This window comes from Streptomyces sp. SCSIO 75703, from assembly GCF_036607905.1.
Taxonomy (GTDB): domain Bacteria; phylum Actinomycetota; class Actinomycetes; order Streptomycetales; family Streptomycetaceae; genus Streptomyces.
Genome location: NZ_CP144555.1, coordinates 2,621,906 through 2,636,825, shown reverse-complemented (window position 1 = coordinate 2,636,825; position 14,920 = coordinate 2,621,906). Strand labels below are relative to the sequence as shown.

The 14,920-nt window shown below is 73.5% G+C and carries 13 protein-coding genes; 9 read left to right on the top strand and 4 right to left on the bottom strand.

The annotated features are described in order from the left end of the window. Positions 1–10: 10 nt before the first annotated feature. The 6 genes from VM636_RS11350 to VM636_RS11325 all read left to right on the top strand — a co-directional run bounded on the left by VM636_RS11350 (position 11) and on the right by VM636_RS11325 (position 7,191). Positions 11–1,060 carry a BMP family ABC transporter substrate-binding protein gene (locus tag VM636_RS11350; RefSeq protein WP_030422423.1) on the top strand — a complete coding sequence of 350 codons (1,050 nt, stop codon included), beginning with the start codon at positions 11–13 and terminating at the stop codon, positions 1,058–1,060. A 303-nt stretch (positions 1,061–1,363) separates the two neighbouring features. Next, positions 1,364–2,965: an ABC transporter ATP-binding protein gene (locus tag VM636_RS11345; protein ID WP_030422424.1), complete on the top strand. Its 1,602-nt coding sequence runs from the start codon at positions 1,364–1,366 to the stop codon at positions 2,963–2,965. Further along, the gene (locus VM636_RS11340; RefSeq protein WP_030422425.1) at positions 2,965–4,119 is read left to right on the top strand and encodes an ABC transporter permease; all 1,155 of its coding nucleotides are present in this window, start codon (positions 2,965–2,967) and stop codon (positions 4,117–4,119) included. The genes VM636_RS11345 and VM636_RS11340 overlap by 1 nt, the downstream gene beginning before the upstream one ends. Beyond that, complete coding sequence (locus tag VM636_RS11335) at positions 4,116–5,390, top strand: ABC transporter permease (RefSeq protein ID WP_030422426.1); 1,275 nt, start codon at positions 4,116–4,118, stop codon at positions 5,388–5,390. The genes VM636_RS11340 and VM636_RS11335 overlap by 4 nt, the downstream gene beginning before the upstream one ends. Continuing rightward, the gene (locus VM636_RS11330) at positions 5,387–5,779 is read left to right on the top strand and encodes a cytidine deaminase (RefSeq protein WP_030422427.1); all 393 of its coding nucleotides are present in this window, start codon (positions 5,387–5,389) and stop codon (positions 5,777–5,779) included. Before VM636_RS11335 ends, VM636_RS11330 begins: the two co-directional genes overlap by 4 nt. Positions 5,780–5,907: 128 nt before the next feature. Beyond that, positions 5,908–7,191, top strand: coding sequence for a thymidine phosphorylase (locus VM636_RS11325; RefSeq protein WP_030422428.1), 1,284 nt, complete (start codon positions 5,908–5,910; stop codon positions 7,189–7,191). A 222-nt stretch (positions 7,192–7,413) separates the two neighbouring features. Here the strand turns inward: VM636_RS11325 and VM636_RS11320 are convergent, their stop codons facing one another. Next, on the bottom strand, positions 7,414–8,334 hold the full coding sequence (locus VM636_RS11320; protein WP_030422429.1) for an AEC family transporter: 921 nt from the start codon (positions 8,332–8,334) through the stop codon (positions 7,414–7,416). A gap of 503 nt (positions 8,335–8,837) precedes the next feature. Between VM636_RS11320 and VM636_RS11315 the strand changes: the two genes are divergently transcribed. Further along, positions 8,838–9,224, top strand: coding sequence for an STAS domain-containing protein (locus VM636_RS11315; RefSeq protein WP_053914617.1), 387 nt, complete (start codon positions 8,838–8,840; stop codon positions 9,222–9,224). On the opposite strand, the gene VM636_RS11310 is transcribed toward VM636_RS11315, so the two are convergent. Then, positions 9,117–10,121 (bottom strand): sigma-70 family RNA polymerase sigma factor, encoded by a 1,005-nt coding sequence (locus tag VM636_RS11310; RefSeq protein ID WP_030422431.1) that lies wholly within the window; start codon positions 10,119–10,121, stop codon positions 9,117–9,119. The two genes, VM636_RS11315 and VM636_RS11310, sit on opposite strands and share 108 nt — an antisense overlap. Positions 10,122–10,228: 107 nt before the next feature. Further along, positions 10,229–11,536: an MFS transporter gene (locus tag VM636_RS11305; RefSeq protein WP_338484312.1), complete on the bottom strand. Its 1,308-nt coding sequence runs from the start codon at positions 11,534–11,536 to the stop codon at positions 10,229–10,231. Positions 11,537–11,599: 63 nt separating this feature from the next. Here VM636_RS11305 and VM636_RS11300 point away from each other — a divergent pair, with 63 nt between their 5' ends. Next, positions 11,600–12,553: a LysR family transcriptional regulator gene (locus VM636_RS11300; RefSeq protein ID WP_030422433.1), complete on the top strand. Its 954-nt coding sequence runs from the start codon at positions 11,600–11,602 to the stop codon at positions 12,551–12,553. 182 nt (positions 12,554–12,735) lie between these two features. Here VM636_RS11300 and VM636_RS11295 read toward each other — a convergent pair whose 3' ends face one another. Then, positions 12,736–13,509 carry an alpha/beta hydrolase gene (locus VM636_RS11295; protein WP_030422434.1) on the bottom strand — a complete coding sequence of 258 codons (774 nt, stop codon included), beginning with the start codon at positions 13,507–13,509 and terminating at the stop codon, positions 12,736–12,738. Positions 13,510–13,777: 268 nt separating this feature from the next. Between VM636_RS11295 and VM636_RS11290 the strand changes: the two genes are divergently transcribed. Further along, positions 13,778–14,908 carry an adenosine deaminase gene (locus VM636_RS11290; RefSeq protein WP_030422435.1) on the top strand — a complete coding sequence of 377 codons (1,131 nt, stop codon included), beginning with the start codon at positions 13,778–13,780 and terminating at the stop codon, positions 14,906–14,908. The last annotated feature ends 12 nt before the right edge of the window (positions 14,909–14,920 follow it).

The window sequence follows — 14,920 nt, the reverse complement described above, 5'->3', positions numbered from 1 at the left end:
AGCACCACACATGCGCCGGATTTCCCGGATCACGGTCGCAGGCGCGGCGACCGCCTCCCTGGCCCTCGCCCTCTCCGCCTGCGGCGGCACCTCGACCTCCTCCGGGTCGTCTGATTCCCGGGGCGACAAGGGCCTCGCCATCGCCTACGACGTCGGCGGCCGGGGCGACCAGTCCTTCAACGACGCCGCCTTCACGGGCCTGGAGCAGGCGAAGAAGGAGTTCGGCTACGAGACGGCGGACATCGAGCCCACCGAGGGCGAGACGGACGCCGACAAGGAGCAGCGCCTCTCCTCGCTGGCCAAGCAGGGCTACAACCCGGTCATCGGCGTCGGCTACGCGTACGCGACCGCCATGAAGGCCGCGGCCGAGAAGTACCCGGACACCACCTTCGGCATCGTGGACGACGCCACGATCGAGGCGAAGAACGTCGCCGACCTCGTCTTCAACGAGGAGGAGGCGTCCTACCTCGCCGGTGTCGCCGCCGCGAAGAGCACCAAGACGAAGACGGTCGGCTTCGTGGGCGGCGTGGACGTGCCGCTGATCCACAAGTTCCAGGCCGGCTACGAGCAGGGCGTCAAGGACACCGACCCCTCGGTCAAGGTGATCTCGCAGTACCTCACCCAGACCGCGGAGGAGGGCGGCTTCTCCAGCCCCGACAAGGGCAAGACCGCCGCCGAGGGCCAGATCGAGAAGAAGGCCGACGTCGTCTACGCCGCGGCCGGCCTCTCCGGCCAGGGCGTCATCGAGGCCGCCGCCAAGCACAAGGTCTGGGCGATCGGCGTCGACTCCGACCAGTACAAGCAGGAAGCCCTCGCCAAGTACAAGGACTTCATCCTGACGTCGGCCACCAAGGACGTCGCCAAGGCCGTCCACAACCTGGCGAAGTCGGTGGAGAACGGCAAGCCCGAGACCGGTATCGTCAAGGGCGACCTGAAGTCCGGCGAGGTCGGCCTGTCGGTCTCCAACCCCAAGTTCGCGGACGACGCCGCGCTCCAGGAGGCCGTGAACGCCGCCAAGGAGAAGATCGTCAACGGCGAGATCAAGGTCAAGAGCAGCTAGTTGAGCAGCGAGGGCGGATCCCGTGGAACTGACCGGCTCCGGCCGGGCGCCGGTGCCGGTGGCGCCGGCCGCGTTCCCGGGACCCGGCCCGGACCTCGAACAGCGTGTCAGCGCGGGGTCGCGTCCGCTCGGCGGGACGCGGGGAGGGCGGCCGGGTCCGCCTTCCCCGCGTCCCGCCGAGCGGTGTGCCACCGCCTTTCGATGCCGTAGGGGCACTACGCGCGTAGACGGCCCCCGTCCCCAGGAGAGTGCGCCATCAACGCGTCCAGCAGCCCTCCGGCCGGAGCGGCGGTCAACGGTCAGGTGACCGCCGTCCGACTCGCCGGGATCACCAAGCGTTTCCCGGGCGTCGTGGCCAACCACGACATCCACCTCACCGTCCGCAAGGGCACCGTCCACGCCCTCGTCGGCGAGAACGGCGCCGGCAAGTCGACCCTCATGAAGATCCTCTACGGCATGCAGAAGCCGGACGAGGGCACCATCGAGATCGACGGCGAGCAGGTGGCCTTCGGCTCGCCGGCCGACGCCATCGCCCGCGGCATCGGCATGGTCCACCAGCACTTCATGCTCGCCGACAACCTCACGGTCCTGGAGAACGTCGCGCTGGGCAGCGAGAAGCTGTACGGCATCGGTGCCCGCGCCCGGCGGCGCATCAAGGAGATCTCCGACCGCTACGGCCTCGGCGTGCGCCCCGACGCCCTCGTCGAGGAACTCGGCGTCGCCGCCCGCCAGCGCGTGGAGATCCTCAAGGTCCTCTACCGCGGCGCCCGCACGCTCATCCTCGACGAGCCCACGGCCGTCCTGGTGCCGCAGGAGGTCGACGCCCTCTTCGAGAACCTGCGCGGACTCAAGGCCGAGGGCCTGTCCGTCATCTTCATCTCCCACAAGCTGGGCGAGGTCCTCTCGGTCGCCGACGACATCACCGTCATCCGGCGCGGCACCACCGTCGGCACCGCCGTGCCCGCCGAGACCACCCCGCGCCAGCTCGCCGAGCTGATGGTCGGCAGCGAACTGCCCACCCCCGAGACCGCCGAGTCCACGGTCACCGACCGCCCGGTCGTCACCGTCGACGCGCTGCGCCTGGCCGCGCCCGGCGGCAAGGCCCTGCTCGACGACATCACCTTCACCATCCACGCCGGCGAGGTGCTCGGCATCGCCGGGGTCGAGGGCAACGGCCAGACCGAACTGGTCGACGCCCTGATCGGCCTGCGGTCCGCCGACTCCGGCAGCATCCGCTTCCTGGACGAGGACATCACCTCCCTGCCCACCCGCAAGCGCCGCGAACGGGGCATCGGCCACATCCCCGAGGACCGCCACCGGCACGGGCTGCTCCTGGAGGCGCCCCTGTGGGAGAACCGCATCCTGGGGCACGTCACCGAGAAGCCCAACAGCCGCGGCTTCTGGCTGGACCCGAAGGCGTCCCAGGAGGACACCCGCCGCATCGTCGAGGCGTACGACGTCCGCACGCCCGGCATCGACGTCACCGCGGCCTCCCTGTCCGGCGGCAACCAGCAGAAGCTGATCGTCGGCCGGGAGATGAGCCACGGGCCGCGCTTCCTGATCGCCGCCCACCCCACCCGCGGCGTGGACGTCGGCGCCCAGGCCGCCATCTGGGACCACATCCGCGAGGCCCGCCGCGAGGGCCTGGCCGTCCTGCTGATCTCCGCCGACCTGGACGAGCTGATCGGCCTGTCCGACACGCTGCGGGTGATCTACGACGGCCGGCTGGTCGCGGACGCCGACCCCGCGACCATCACCCCGGAGGAGCTGGGCTCGGCCATGACCGGCGCCGCCACCGGCCACCTCGTCGCCGACGAGACCTCCGGCACCCCCGAGAACCCGGCGAGGAAGACCCCCGAGACGTCGGCCGAAGCCCCCGAGTCTCCGGAAGACGAGGCCCGCTGATGAAGAAGTTCGACAGGGAGCGCGTGCTCCTCGCGGTGGCCGGCCCGGTCATCGCGCTCGCCGTGGCGTTCGTGCTCAGCGCGATCGTCCTGATCGCCTCGGGCAAGAACCCGATCGAACCGTTCGTCCTGATGTTCGAGCAGGCCGGGTTCTCGGACGTCCAGGTCCGCATCGTCAACCAGGCGTCGATGTACTACATCGCCGCCCTCGCGGTCGCCATCGGCTTCCGGATGAACCTGTTCAACATCGGCGTCGACGGCCAGTACCAGCTCGCCGCCATGGTCGCCGCCATCGTCGGCGCCCACGCCGACCTGCCGGCCGTCCTCCAGATCCCGCTGCTGCTCCTGACCGCCGTGTTCACCGGCGCCTTCTGGGCCGGCATCGCCGGTGTCCTCAAGGTCACCCGCGGGGTCAGCGAGGTGGTGGCGACGATCATGCTCAACGCCATCGCCACCTCGCTCATCGTCTACATGTGGCGGCCCGACGTCTTCGGCGTCAAGATCGGCAACAACAGCACCACCGGCGAGATGCACGAGTCCGGCTGGATCCCCGGCATCGACATGGGCGCCGCCGGCGAGATCCACGGCCTGCTGATCCTCGCCGCGCTGCTCGGCATCGGCTACTGGATCGTCCTCAACCGCACCCGCTTCGGCTTCGACCTGCGCGCCTCCGGCGCCTCCGAGTCCGCCGCCGCGGCCAGCGGCGTCGACCCCAAGCGGATGGTGCTCAGCGCCATGCTGCTCTCCGGCGCGGTCGCCGGCCTCGCCGGACTGCCCATGCTGCTCGGCGACACCCACACCTACAGCCTCAACTTCCCCAAGGGCGTGGGCTTCCTCGGCATCGGCATCGCCCTGCTCGGCCGCAACAGCCCGGTCGGCATCGCCTTCGCCGCCCTGCTGTGGGCCTGGCTCGACAAGGCCTCCCCGGAGCTGGACTTCCACGGCTTCGACAAGGAGATCGCGGTGATCATGCAGGGCCTGATCGTCCTCTCCGTCGTCGTCGCCTACGAGGCCGTCCGCGAATGGGGCCTGCGCCGCCAGCAGCGCCGCGTCGGCGCCGAACTCGCCGCCGGCCTCGCCCTCGGAGCCGCCGGCGACGGCGACGCCGACGGCGGCAACCCCGACAACACCCAGAAGGAGGTGGCGGCCCGATGACCACTTCGACCACGGCGATCGACGTCAACCAGCCCACGCTGCAGCCCGCGGCGCCGACCGGCCGCCGCATGTCGCTGCCCGTCCTGCTGCTGGTCATCGCCGGCACCCTCTCGCTGACCTCCCTCGTCCGGCTCGTCACCGGCGCCGACGGCATCACCAACGTCAGCCAGATGTCCACCGCGCTCCAGCTCGCCGTGCCGATCGGCCTCGCCGGTCTCGGCGGCCTGTGGGCCGAGCGCGCGGGCGTCGTCAACATCGGCCTCGAAGGCATGATGATCCTCGGCACCTGGTTCGGCGCCTGGGCCGGATTCCAGTGGGGCCCGTGGACCGGTGTCGTGGTCGGCATCGTCGGCGGCGGGCTCGGCGGGCTGCTGCACGCCATCGTGACCGTCACCTTCAAGGTCAACCACATCGTCTCCGGCGTGGCCATCAACATCCTCGCCCTCGGCGCCACCCGCTACCTCGCCCCGCTCGCCTTCGAGGGCCACCAGGGCGGCTCCGCCAAGCAGTCCCCCGCGGTCGAGTCCCTCGGCCACTTCACCGTGCCCGGACTCTCCGGCGCCCTGACCGACCTCAACGCCAAGGGCTGGTTCCTCGTCTCGGACGTCGCCGGCCTCCTCGGCGGCCTGGTCACCAACGTCTCCTGGCTGACCCTGCTCGCCGTCGCCCTGGTCCCCGGGAGCTGGTGGGTGCTGTGGCGCACGCCGTTCGGCCTGCGGCTGCGCTCCTGCGGCGAGAACCCGATCGCCGCCGAGTCCCTCGGCGTCAACGTCTACAAGTACAAGTACCTCGCCGTGATCATCTCCGGCGGACTGGCCGGCCTCGGCGGCGTCTTCCTCGCCATCGTGGCCAACCCGTTCTACCTGGAGGGCCAGACCAGCGGCCGCGGCTACATCGGCCTCGCAGCGATGATCTTCGGCAACTGGATGCCCGGCGGCCTCGCCATCGGCGCCGGCCTCTTCGGCTACACCGACAGCCTCAACCTGCGCGGCGGCTCGGCCAACGTGCACGCCCTGCTCCTCCTCGGCGCGCTCCTGCTGCTGGCCGGCGCCATCTGGCTCGTCGTGCGCCGCGCCTACGTCAAGGCCGCGATCACCCTGGCCGTCGGCGTCCTCTTCTTCGCCTGGTACGCCGGCACGAACGAGGTCCCCAACCAGGTCGTCTCGGCCACGCCGTACGTCGTCACGCTCGTCGTCCTCGCGCTCTCCGCGCAACGCCTGCGGATGCCGAAGGCCAACGGCATGCAGTACCGCAAGGGACAGGGCAAGTGACCGCCCCGGACTGGGCCGCGCTGCGCGAGGCGGCACGCCGGGCCATGGCCCACGCGTACGCCCCGTACTCCGGCTACCCGGTCGGCGCCGCCGCCCTCGTCGACGACGGCCGCACGGTCACCGGCTGCAACGTGGAGAACGCCAGCTACGGCGTCGGCCTGTGCGCCGAGTGCGGGCTCGTCTCGCAGCTCCAGCTCACCGGCGGCGGACGGCTGACGCACTTCGTGTGCGTCGACGGCCACGGCGAGGTCCTGGTGCCCTGCGGACGCTGCCGCCAGCTCCTGTACGAGTTCGGCGGCGACGGGCTCCTGCTGGAGACCCCGGCGGGCGTCCTACCGCTGTCGGAGATGCTCCCGCAGGCGTTCGGCCCCGGACACCTCGCCCCCTGAGCCCGCGGCCCCCGCGCGCCGGACCCGGCCGCGGGGGCCGCGGTTCTCCACGCCCCCACCCCATCGGCACCCCGTTCCACCCCCCACCCCTCCGCATCACCCTTCGCTCCACCGGAAGGAAGCCAGCCATGGCCATGGACGTCATCTCCGTCATCCGCACCAAGCGGGACCGCGGCGAACTCGGCGACGAGCAGATCGACTGGGTCGTCGACGCGTACACCCGCGGGGAGGTGGCCGACGAGCAGATGTCCGCCCTCGCGATGGCCATCCTGCTCAACGGCATGAACCGGCGCGAGATCGCCCGCTGGACCGCCGCGATGATCGCCTCGGGCGAGCGCATGGACTTCTCCTCGCTCTCCCGCCCGACCGCCGACAAGCACTCCACCGGCGGCGTCGGCGACAAGATCACCCTGCCGCTGGCCCCGCTCGTCGCCGCCTGCGGCGCGATCGTCCCGCAGCTCTCCGGCCGCGGCCTCGGCCACACCGGCGGCACCCTCGACAAGCTGGAGGCCATCCCCGGCTGGCGGGCCCTGCTCTCCAACGAGGAGATGCTCTCCGTCCTCGACGGCGTCGGCGCCGTGATCTGCGCCGCCGGCGACGGACTCGCCCCCGCCGACAAGAAGCTCTACGCCCTGCGGGACGTCACCGGCACCGTCGAGGCCATCCCCCTGATCGCCTCCTCGATCATGTCGAAGAAGATCGCCGAGGGCACCGGCTCGCTCGTCCTCGACGTCAAGTGCGGCTCCGGCGCCTTCATGAAGACCCTGGAGGACGCCCGCGAACTGGCCTCCACCATGGTCGGCCTCGGCACCGACCACGGCGTGCGCACCGTCGCGCTGCTCACCGACATGGCGACCCCGCTCGGACTGACCGCCGGCAACGCCCTGGAGGTCCGCGAGTCCGTCGAGGTCCTCGCCGGCGGCGGCCCGCGGGACGTGGTCGAACTGACCCTCGCCCTCGCCCGCGAGATGCTCGACGCGGCCGGACTGACGGACGCCGACCCGGCCAAGGCGCTCGCCGACGGCTCCGCCATGGACGTCTGGCGCCGCATGATCTCCGCCCAGGGCGGCGACCCGGACGCGCCCCTGCCCACCTCGCGCGAACAGCACGTGGTGACCGCGCCCGCCTCCGGCGTACTGACCCGCCTGGACGCCTACGACGTCGGCGTCGCCGCCTGGCGCCTGGGCGCCGGCCGGGCCCGCAAGGAGGACCCGGTGCAGGCCGCCGCCGGGGTCGAACTGCACGCCAAGCCCGGCGACCGGGTCACCGCGGGCCGGCCCCTGATGACCCTGCACACCGACACCCCGGACCGCTTCGCCTACGCCCTGAGCGCGGTCGAGGGCTCCTGGGACATCGCCCCGGAGGGCACCGCCTTCACCCCGTCGCCGGTGGTGCTGGACCGCATCGCCTGACCCACGCCCGCCACGGGCGGAACGGGCGGAACGGCACGGAACAGAAGGGGCCCGGCGCGGGGCATCGCGCCGGGCCCGGCGCGTGGCGGATGCGGGGGTGGACCGGGGCGCCGGTGCCGGTGCCGGTGCGTGGGCGGGCGCGGTGTGGATCGGGGTGCCGGTGCGTGGGCGGGTGCGGGTGCCGGGTCCTGGTGCCGGTCGGCCGCCGGGTCCGGCGTCCGGTCAGCCCAGCAGGGTGGCCACCACCACGAGCACCGGTACCGACACCACCGTCGACACCAGCACCGCGTCCCGGGCGAGCCGCTCGCCCACCCCGTACGCCGACGCGTACGTGTACAGGTTCTGCGCCGCCGGCAGCGCCGACGTCACCACCACGTCCAGCAGCGCCGCGCCCCGCAGGCCGAACACCCCCGACGCCAGCGCCCAGGCCACCGCGGGCTGGCCCACCGACTTCAGGACGACCGCCAGCAGCACCGGCCCCCGGTCCGCGCCCCGCATCGGCATCGTGCTCCCGCTGAGGGAGATGCCGAAGGCCAGCAGCACCGCCGGCACCGACATGTTGCCGATCAGTGTCAGCGGCTCCAGCACCGGCCCCGGCACCCGCAGCCCGCTCGCCGCGACCGCCACCCCGGCCAGCGAGCCCAGCGCGATCGGGTTCCGCACCGGGGTGAGCAGCCGCCGCCACAACGGCCCCCGCACCCCGCCGCGCGAGAGGTCCAGCACGGTCAGCGCCACCGGCGTCACGAACAGGAGCTGGAACAGCAGCACCGGAGCCACCAGCGAGGCGTCGCCCAGCACGTACACGGCGATCGGGATGCCGAGGTTGCCCGCGTTGACGTAACCGGAGGACAGGGCGCCGATGGTGGTGCGCCCCAGTCCCCAGCGCCGCGCGACGCCGACCGCGACGAAGGCGCCGACCACGGCGAGGGTGCTCAGCGCGGTGACCAGCAGCCGGTCCGAGAAGACCACCGACAGGTCCGCGCCCGCCAGCGTCGTGAAGAGCAGCGCGGGCGAGGCCACGTGGAAGGCGAGCCGGGTCAGCACCTCGCGGCCCTGCTCCCCGAGGTGCCCGCGCAGCCCGAGCACGTACCCGACGCCGATGACGACGGCGATCACCCCGAAGCCGGTCAGCACCCCCTGCACGGCGCCCCCTCCCCGGAGGAGAGCCCTCCGGCGGCCCCGGGCCGGAGGACGGCCCCGGCGTGACGGACGACCGTCCCCGACGGACGGACGGCTCCGGGGGGACGGACGGCTCCGGGGGGACGGACCGTCCCGGGGAGACGGACTGCTCCGGGAGGACGGACCGTCCCGGGGGGAGGGAAGGCGCCGGGAGGGGGGAGGGCGCCGGACGGAGCGTGGGTCGCCGCGTGGCGACCGGGTTCCGGGTGGGACAGGGGAGTCGTGCGGGTCGTACTGGCTGTGCGGGGGCGGGTGCCGGGGGAGGGGCGGCGCCGGGGGCGGGAGCCCGTCGTGCGGGGACTGTGCGGTGTACGGGAGCCGCTGCGGGGCTGTCGGGGACCATGGGGGCGACGGGGTCGGCGTGGCGTGCGGGGACGGGGTGACGGACGGGGGCTGCGGGGCATGGGGCCCACCCTCCGGCGCGGGCCGAGCCCGGGTCAATGTGATCTCCGCCGGTCCGCACGCCGATGAGTTCCGGACGGCGTGCCGGTCTACCGCACGTGGAGGCCGTGACACCCGCCGTACTCGTGCTGTCCGGGCCCGTCCCCCGGGGCGAGGTGCCCCGGCTCTGTGCCGGGGTGCGCGCACGCCTGCGTGCCACCGGGGCCGGGGTCGTGGTGGTGGACCTCGGCGGGCTCGGACGGGCCGGACTCGGCACCGTCGACCTGCTGGCCCGGCTGGAACTCACCGCCCGCCGGGCCGGCGGCCGCGTCCGGCTGCGCGACCCGGACCCCGCCCTGCTCGCCCTACTCGACCTGGCCGGCCTCCGCTTCGAGACGGAGCGGCAGCCCGAACAGCGGGAACCACCGCGCGGTGTCGAGGAAGCAGTGGAACCCGGTGATCCGGCCCCGTGACACCTCCAGCACCTGGACCGCCCACGGCGTGAAGCCGCCCGCCTCCGGGTCCGGCTTGTACTGCGCGAACCCGGGCAGCCCGTTGGCCCGGACCGGCAGCAGCCGCGAGCCCGCGCAGGAGGCGCCCAGCGTCGTCATGAACCCGGTGATGTCCGAGGGGCCCGCCAGCCACAGGTCGAACGGCGGCATCGTCATCACCGCGTCCTCGTGCAGCAGCGCCGTCAGGGCCGCCATGTCGTACCCCTCGAAGGCGGCCACGTAGCGCTCCAGGAGCCGGCGCTGCCGCTCGTCGAGCGGATCGGACACCTCCGCCTCGGCGGCCCGCTCGTCCCGCGCGGCCAGCGTCGCGCGGGCGCGCTGGAGGGCGCTGTTGACCGAGGGGACCGAGGTGCCGAGCAGTTCGGCGACCTCGCTCGCCCGCCAGGCCAGCACCTCCCGCAGGATCAGCACCGCCCGCTGCCTGGGCGGCAGCCGCTGGAGGGCGGCCAGGAAGGCGAGCCGCACCGACTCCTTGGCGACGGCGGCCTCCGCCGGGTCCTCGGTCGTCGGCAGCACCCGCCCGTCCGGCACCGGTTCCAGCCAGGTGTGATCCGGGCGGGGCGTGAGCGCGGCACGGGCCAGCGGTGTCGCGTCGGTCAGGTCCACCGGCCGGGCCCGCCTCTTACCCGCGGCCAGCATGTCCAGGCAGACGTTGGTGGCGATCCGGTACAGCCAGGAACGCAGGCTGGAGCGGCCCTCGAAGGAGCCGTACCCCCGCCAGGCGCGGACCAGGGTGTCCTGGACGGCGTCCTCGGCCTCGAAGGAGGAGCCCAGCATCCGGTAGCAGTACCCCGTCAGCTCGACCCGGTGCTTCTCCAGCGCCGACTCCAGCTCCGGTGTCGCGGTCCCCTTGGTCATCGTCCACCCACCCCTGTGGCCGTCCCGTCGCGCGCACGGTCGCCCGCGCACTCCGGAAATTACCGCAGGGCTCCGACAACGGCCTGGGGAGCCGGCGAAGGCCCAGGTCAGCGCGTGAGGCCCAGGGCCCGCACCGGGGTGCGGGCGTCCTCGCGCCGGGCCGCCAGCGACCCGGCCAGGGTGATGGCCGCGACGCCCAGCACCGCCAGCAGCCCCACCCCGACCGTGCCGGACCAGCCCGCCGCGTGGAAGGCGACCGCGCCGGCCGTGCTGCCCGCGCTGGAGCCGATGTAGTAGGCGGACTGGTACAGCGCCGACGCCTGGGCGCGGCCGTGCTGCGCGGTCCGGCCGACCGCCGAGGAGGCCACCGCGTGCCCCGCGAAGAAGCCCGCCGTGATCAGCACCAGCCCCGCCAGCACCAGCGGCAGGGAGTCCGCCAGGGAGAGCACCAGGCCCACCGCCGTCGTCCCGCCACCCAGGTACAGCGCCCCACGCCGCCCCAGCCGGTCCACCAGACGGCCCGACGCCGACGCCGAGACCGTGCCCACCAGGTAGACCAGGAAGATCGAGCCGATCAGCCCCTGCGGCAGCGCGAACGGCTCGTCGGCCAGCCGGTACCCGATGACCGTGTAGACACCGCCGAAGACCGTCATGAAGAGCGCGCCGATCGCGTACAGGCGGCGCAGCAGCGGGTTCGCCAGGTGGTCGCGGACCGCGCGCACCAGGACGCGCGGGCGCAGCGACCCCCGCGTGAAGTGCCGCGGCGCCGGCAGCAGCAGCCGGAACGCGACCGCGCACACCACCGCCACCAGGCCGACCACTCCGACGGCGACCCGCCAGCCCCACTCCTGCGCGACCCAGCCGGTGATGACCCGGCCGCTCATCCCGCCGACGCTGTTGCCCGCCACGAAGAGGCCGATCGCGCCGACCAGCGCCCGCGGACGCACCTCCTCCGCGAGGTAGGCGGTCGCCGACGCGGGCAGCCCGGCCAGCGCCGCTCCCTGCACCGCCCGCAGCGCGACCAGCGCGCCCAGCGAGGGGGCGAAGGGGACCAGCAGGCCGACCGCGACGGCGACGGTCAGCGACGCGGTCATCAGGGTGCGCCGTCCGAAACGCTCCGACAGGGCGCTCATCGGCAGGACGAAGAGGGCCAGCCCGCCGGTCGCGGCGGCCACCGTCCAGCTCGCGTCGCCGGCCGTCACCCCGAGGTCGCCGGAGATCAGCGGCAGCAGCGCCTGGGTGGAGTAGAGGAGGGCGAAGGTCGCCACGCCCGCGAGGAAGAGGGCGAGGCTCATCCGGCGGTAGCCGGGGCCGCCCGGGGTCATCCGGGAGTCACGGTCCGAGGCGGGTGAGACGAGTGGGACGGAGGAGCCGGCGTCCACGGTCGTGGACGCCCCGGTATCGGCGGGATTCATGCTGCGACGGTACGGAGCCCGCGACTGATCCGTCCAATGCATGGATCCGCCATAATCGTTCCCATGGTGCATCAGCCCAGCTCAGCGACCCGCCTGTCACCGTCCGGTAACACGGAAGACATCGTGACGCTCCTGGCGCCACGCCTCGCGCACTTCGCCGGCGTCGCGCGCACCGAGCACGTCACCCGCGCCGCCCAGGAGATGAACGTCCCCCAGTCGACCCTCTCCCGGGCCCTCGTACGGCTCGAAGCCGACCTCGGCGTCGACCTGTTCGTGCGCCGCGGACGCACCCTCGCCCTCACCCCGGCCGGGCGTACCTTCCTCGGCTCCGTCGAACGCGCCCTGGCCGAGGTCGAACGGGCCGCCGAGGAGGTCCGCGCCGACGCCGACCCGGCGGCCGGCAAGGTCGCCTTCGGCTTCCTGCACACCATGGGCGCCGAGACCGTGCCCGGCCTGCTGCACGACTTCCGCGCCGACCACCCCCGCGTCCGCTTCAGCCTGGTCCAGAACTACGGCGAGGCCATGCTGGAGCGGCTGCGCGCCGGCGAACTGGACCTGTGCCTCACCTCCCCCGTGCCCGACGCCCCCGACCTCGTCGCCCGGCGGCTGGACGAGCAGAAGCTGCGCCTCGTGGTCCCGGCCGACCACCGGCTGGCCGGGCGGCGGCGCATCCGCCTCGCCGAGGCGGCCGACGAGACCTTCGTGACCCTGGAGCCCGGCTACGGACTGCGCCGCATCACCGACGCCCTGTGCAAGGAGGCCGGTTTCCGGCCCCGGGTGGCCTTCGAGGGGGAGGAGGCGGAGACGCTGCGCGGGCTGGTCGCGGCCGGGCTCGGCGTCGCCCTGCTGCCGCCGCCCGCCGTCCCCCGCCCCGGCGTCGTCGAACTGACCGTCACCGCGCCGCGCGCCGCCCGCGAGATCGGCGTCGCCTGGCTGGCGGGGCGCACGGACACGCCCCCGGTGGCCGCCTTCAAGAAGTTCCTGCTCTCCCGCCGGGGGACGCTGGTACCGGGGTGAGGGGTGGGGGAGGGGTGAGGGAGGTGAGGGCGGCGAGTTCCGGTGGTGCGTGCTCCTCCGGAGGTCACCACGACGGAACCGGAGGCCGGCGGACGGGGCCGGCCGCCGGCCGTGGGTTCCGGGCCCTGGGTCCCGGGCCGTGGGTTCCGGGCCCTGGGTCCCGGGCCGTGGGTCGTCGGGGGTCAGCGGCGCGGTGACCGGCCGAAACCGGAGGCGAGCGGCATCCGCAGCCCGAGCGGGGGCGGTGCGGCGAACGCGTCCCGCACCGGTCGCGAGAAGGGCCGCCCGAGGAGGGTGCCGAGCACGAAGTCCGCGGCCAGCGCGGCGACTTCGTCCCGGTAGGCGCGTAACCCGTGGCCGTCGGCGTGCACTTCGAAACGGCACACGTCCCGGTTGGCCTTCTTCGCCCGCGCCGCCAGCCGGAACGACAACTCCGGGTCACTACGCGTGTCCTTGGTGCCGTGCACGATCAGCACCCGGCGCCCGGCGAGCTGCTTCACCGGTTCCGCCGGCCCGCCCGGCGCCTCGTCGGGCAGCCACGGCGCGACCGCGAGGACGGAGGCGACCGCCTCGTGACCGCCGGCCCGCAGCGCCGCCCGGCCGCCCATGCCGAGCCCGGCCAGACAGACGGGGACGTCGCCGTGGAGCCGTACCGCCTCGTCGGCGGCCCAGGCGGCGTCGCGCGCGAGATCGGCCTCGGCGCCGTTCCAGCCGCGGCGACGGTAGTGCACCACGTGCGCGGCCAGGACCCCCTCGGGGGCGCCCGCCCGGCCCGCGCGGGCCAGCCGCCGCCCGAGCGCGCGCACCGACGCGGTACCCAGCAGCGGCGACGGTCTGCGCCCGGACACCTCGTCGCCCCCGGGGAGCAGCAGCACCACCCCGCCCACCACGGCCCCCTCCGGGCCGAGCGTCCGCCCCAGCCGGGCCCGCCGGTCCGGCGTCGTTTGCTCTGCCATGACAGAACATTCTCAGAAGACGCCACGCCCGCCACCCGTCCTCGCGGTCACCTTTGCGTATCGACGGCGTGTTCCCGTCCGGGGGAGTGCGTTGCCCGGCGGTTTCCGGGCGTGTCCCCGCCCGTAGCGGCGTCTCCCCGCTCGTCTCGCGCGTGTCTCCGATCGGATGCGAGGGGTCCCCGGTCGGATGCGAGGCGTCCCCGGTCCGCCGGGGTGGCGCGTTGCGGGGACCCTGCCGCTCTACGCGCGTAGGAGCTACAGTGCGGAAATGACGAGCCACCGCACCGAGAAGCCCTCCGCGAAGACTCCGACCCCCGACCAGATCCGCCGCGCGCCCAAGGTCCTCCTCCACGACCACCTCGACGGCGGGCTGCGCCCCGGCACCGTCGCCGACCTCGCCCACGCCACCGGCTACCGGGGGCTGCCCGAGACCGAACCCGACCTGCTCGGCGCGTGGTTCCGCGAGGCCGCCGACTCCGGTTCGCTGGAGCGGTACCTGGAGACGTTCTCCCACACCGTCGGCGTCATGCAGACCCGCGACGCCCTGGTGCGCGTCGCCGCCGAGTGCGCCGAGGACCTCGCCGAGGACGGCATTGTCTACGCCGAGGTGCGCTACGCCCCCGAACAGCACCTGGAGGGCGGCCTCGGCCTGGAAGAGGTCGTCGAGGCCGTCAACGAGGGGTTCCGGGAGGGAGAACGGCGGGCCCGGGAGAACGGCCGCCGGATCCGCGTCGGCGCCCTGCTCACCGCCATGCGGCACGCCGCACGCGCCCTGGAGATCGCCGAGCTGGCCAACCGCTACCGCGACGAGGGCGTTGTCGGCTTCGACATCGCGGGCGCCGAGGCCGGCTACCCGCCCACCCGGCACCTGGACGCCTTCGAGTACCTGAAGCGCGAGAACAACCACTTCACCATCCACGCCGGCGAGGCGTTCGGGCTGCCGTCCATCTGGCAGGCGCTCCAGTGGTGCGGCGCCGACCGGCTCGGGCACGGCGTGCGCATCATCGACGACATCGAGGTCGCCGAGGACGGCACCGTGCGCCTCGGCCGGCTCGCCTCCTATGTGCGCGACAAACGCATCCCCCTGGAGATGTGCCCCAGCTCCAACCTCCAGACCGGCGCGGCGGACTCCTACGCCGAGCACCCGATCGGGCTGCTGCGCCGGCTGTACTTCCGCGTGACGGTCAACACGGACAACAGGCTGATGTCCCACACCAGCCTGTCCCAGGAATTCGAGCACCTGGTCGGCGCATTCGCTTACACGCTCGACGATCTGCAGTGGTTCTCCGTCAATGCGATGAAGTCAGCATTCATCCCTTTCGATGAACGGCTGGCCATGATCAATGACGTGATCAAGCCCGGATATGCAGAACTGAAGTCCGAATGGCTGTTCCAGTAACCGGGCCCCACC

Coding starts and splice junctions, on each gene's coding strand:
- VM636_RS11350 (WP_030422423.1), top strand. CDS start 11: ATGCGCCGGATTTCCCGGATCACGGTCGCAGGCGCGGCGACCGCCTCC.
- VM636_RS11340 (WP_030422425.1), top strand. CDS start 2,965: ATGAAGAAGTTCGACAGGGAGCGCGTGCTCCTCGCGGTGGCCGGCCCG.
- VM636_RS11335 (WP_030422426.1), top strand. CDS start 4,116: ATGACCACTTCGACCACGGCGATCGACGTCAACCAGCCCACGCTGCAG.
- VM636_RS11325 (WP_030422428.1), top strand. CDS start 5,908: ATGGCCATGGACGTCATCTCCGTCATCCGCACCAAGCGGGACCGCGGC.
- VM636_RS11315 (WP_053914617.1), top strand. CDS start 8,838: ATGAGTTCCGGACGGCGTGCCGGTCTACCGCACGTGGAGGCCGTGACA.
- VM636_RS11310 (WP_030422431.1), bottom strand. CDS start 10,121: ATGACCAAGGGGACCGCGACACCGGAGCTGGAGTCGGCGCTGGAGAAG.
- VM636_RS11305 (WP_338484312.1), bottom strand. CDS start 11,536: ATGAATCCCGCCGATACCGGGGCGTCCACGACCGTGGACGCCGGCTCC.
- VM636_RS11300 (WP_030422433.1), top strand. CDS start 11,600: ATGGTGCATCAGCCCAGCTCAGCGACCCGCCTGTCACCGTCCGGTAAC.
- VM636_RS11295 (WP_030422434.1), bottom strand. CDS start 13,509: ATGGCAGAGCAAACGACGCCGGACCGGCGGGCCCGGCTGGGGCGGACG.
- VM636_RS11290 (WP_030422435.1), top strand. CDS start 13,778: ATGACGAGCCACCGCACCGAGAAGCCCTCCGCGAAGACTCCGACCCCC.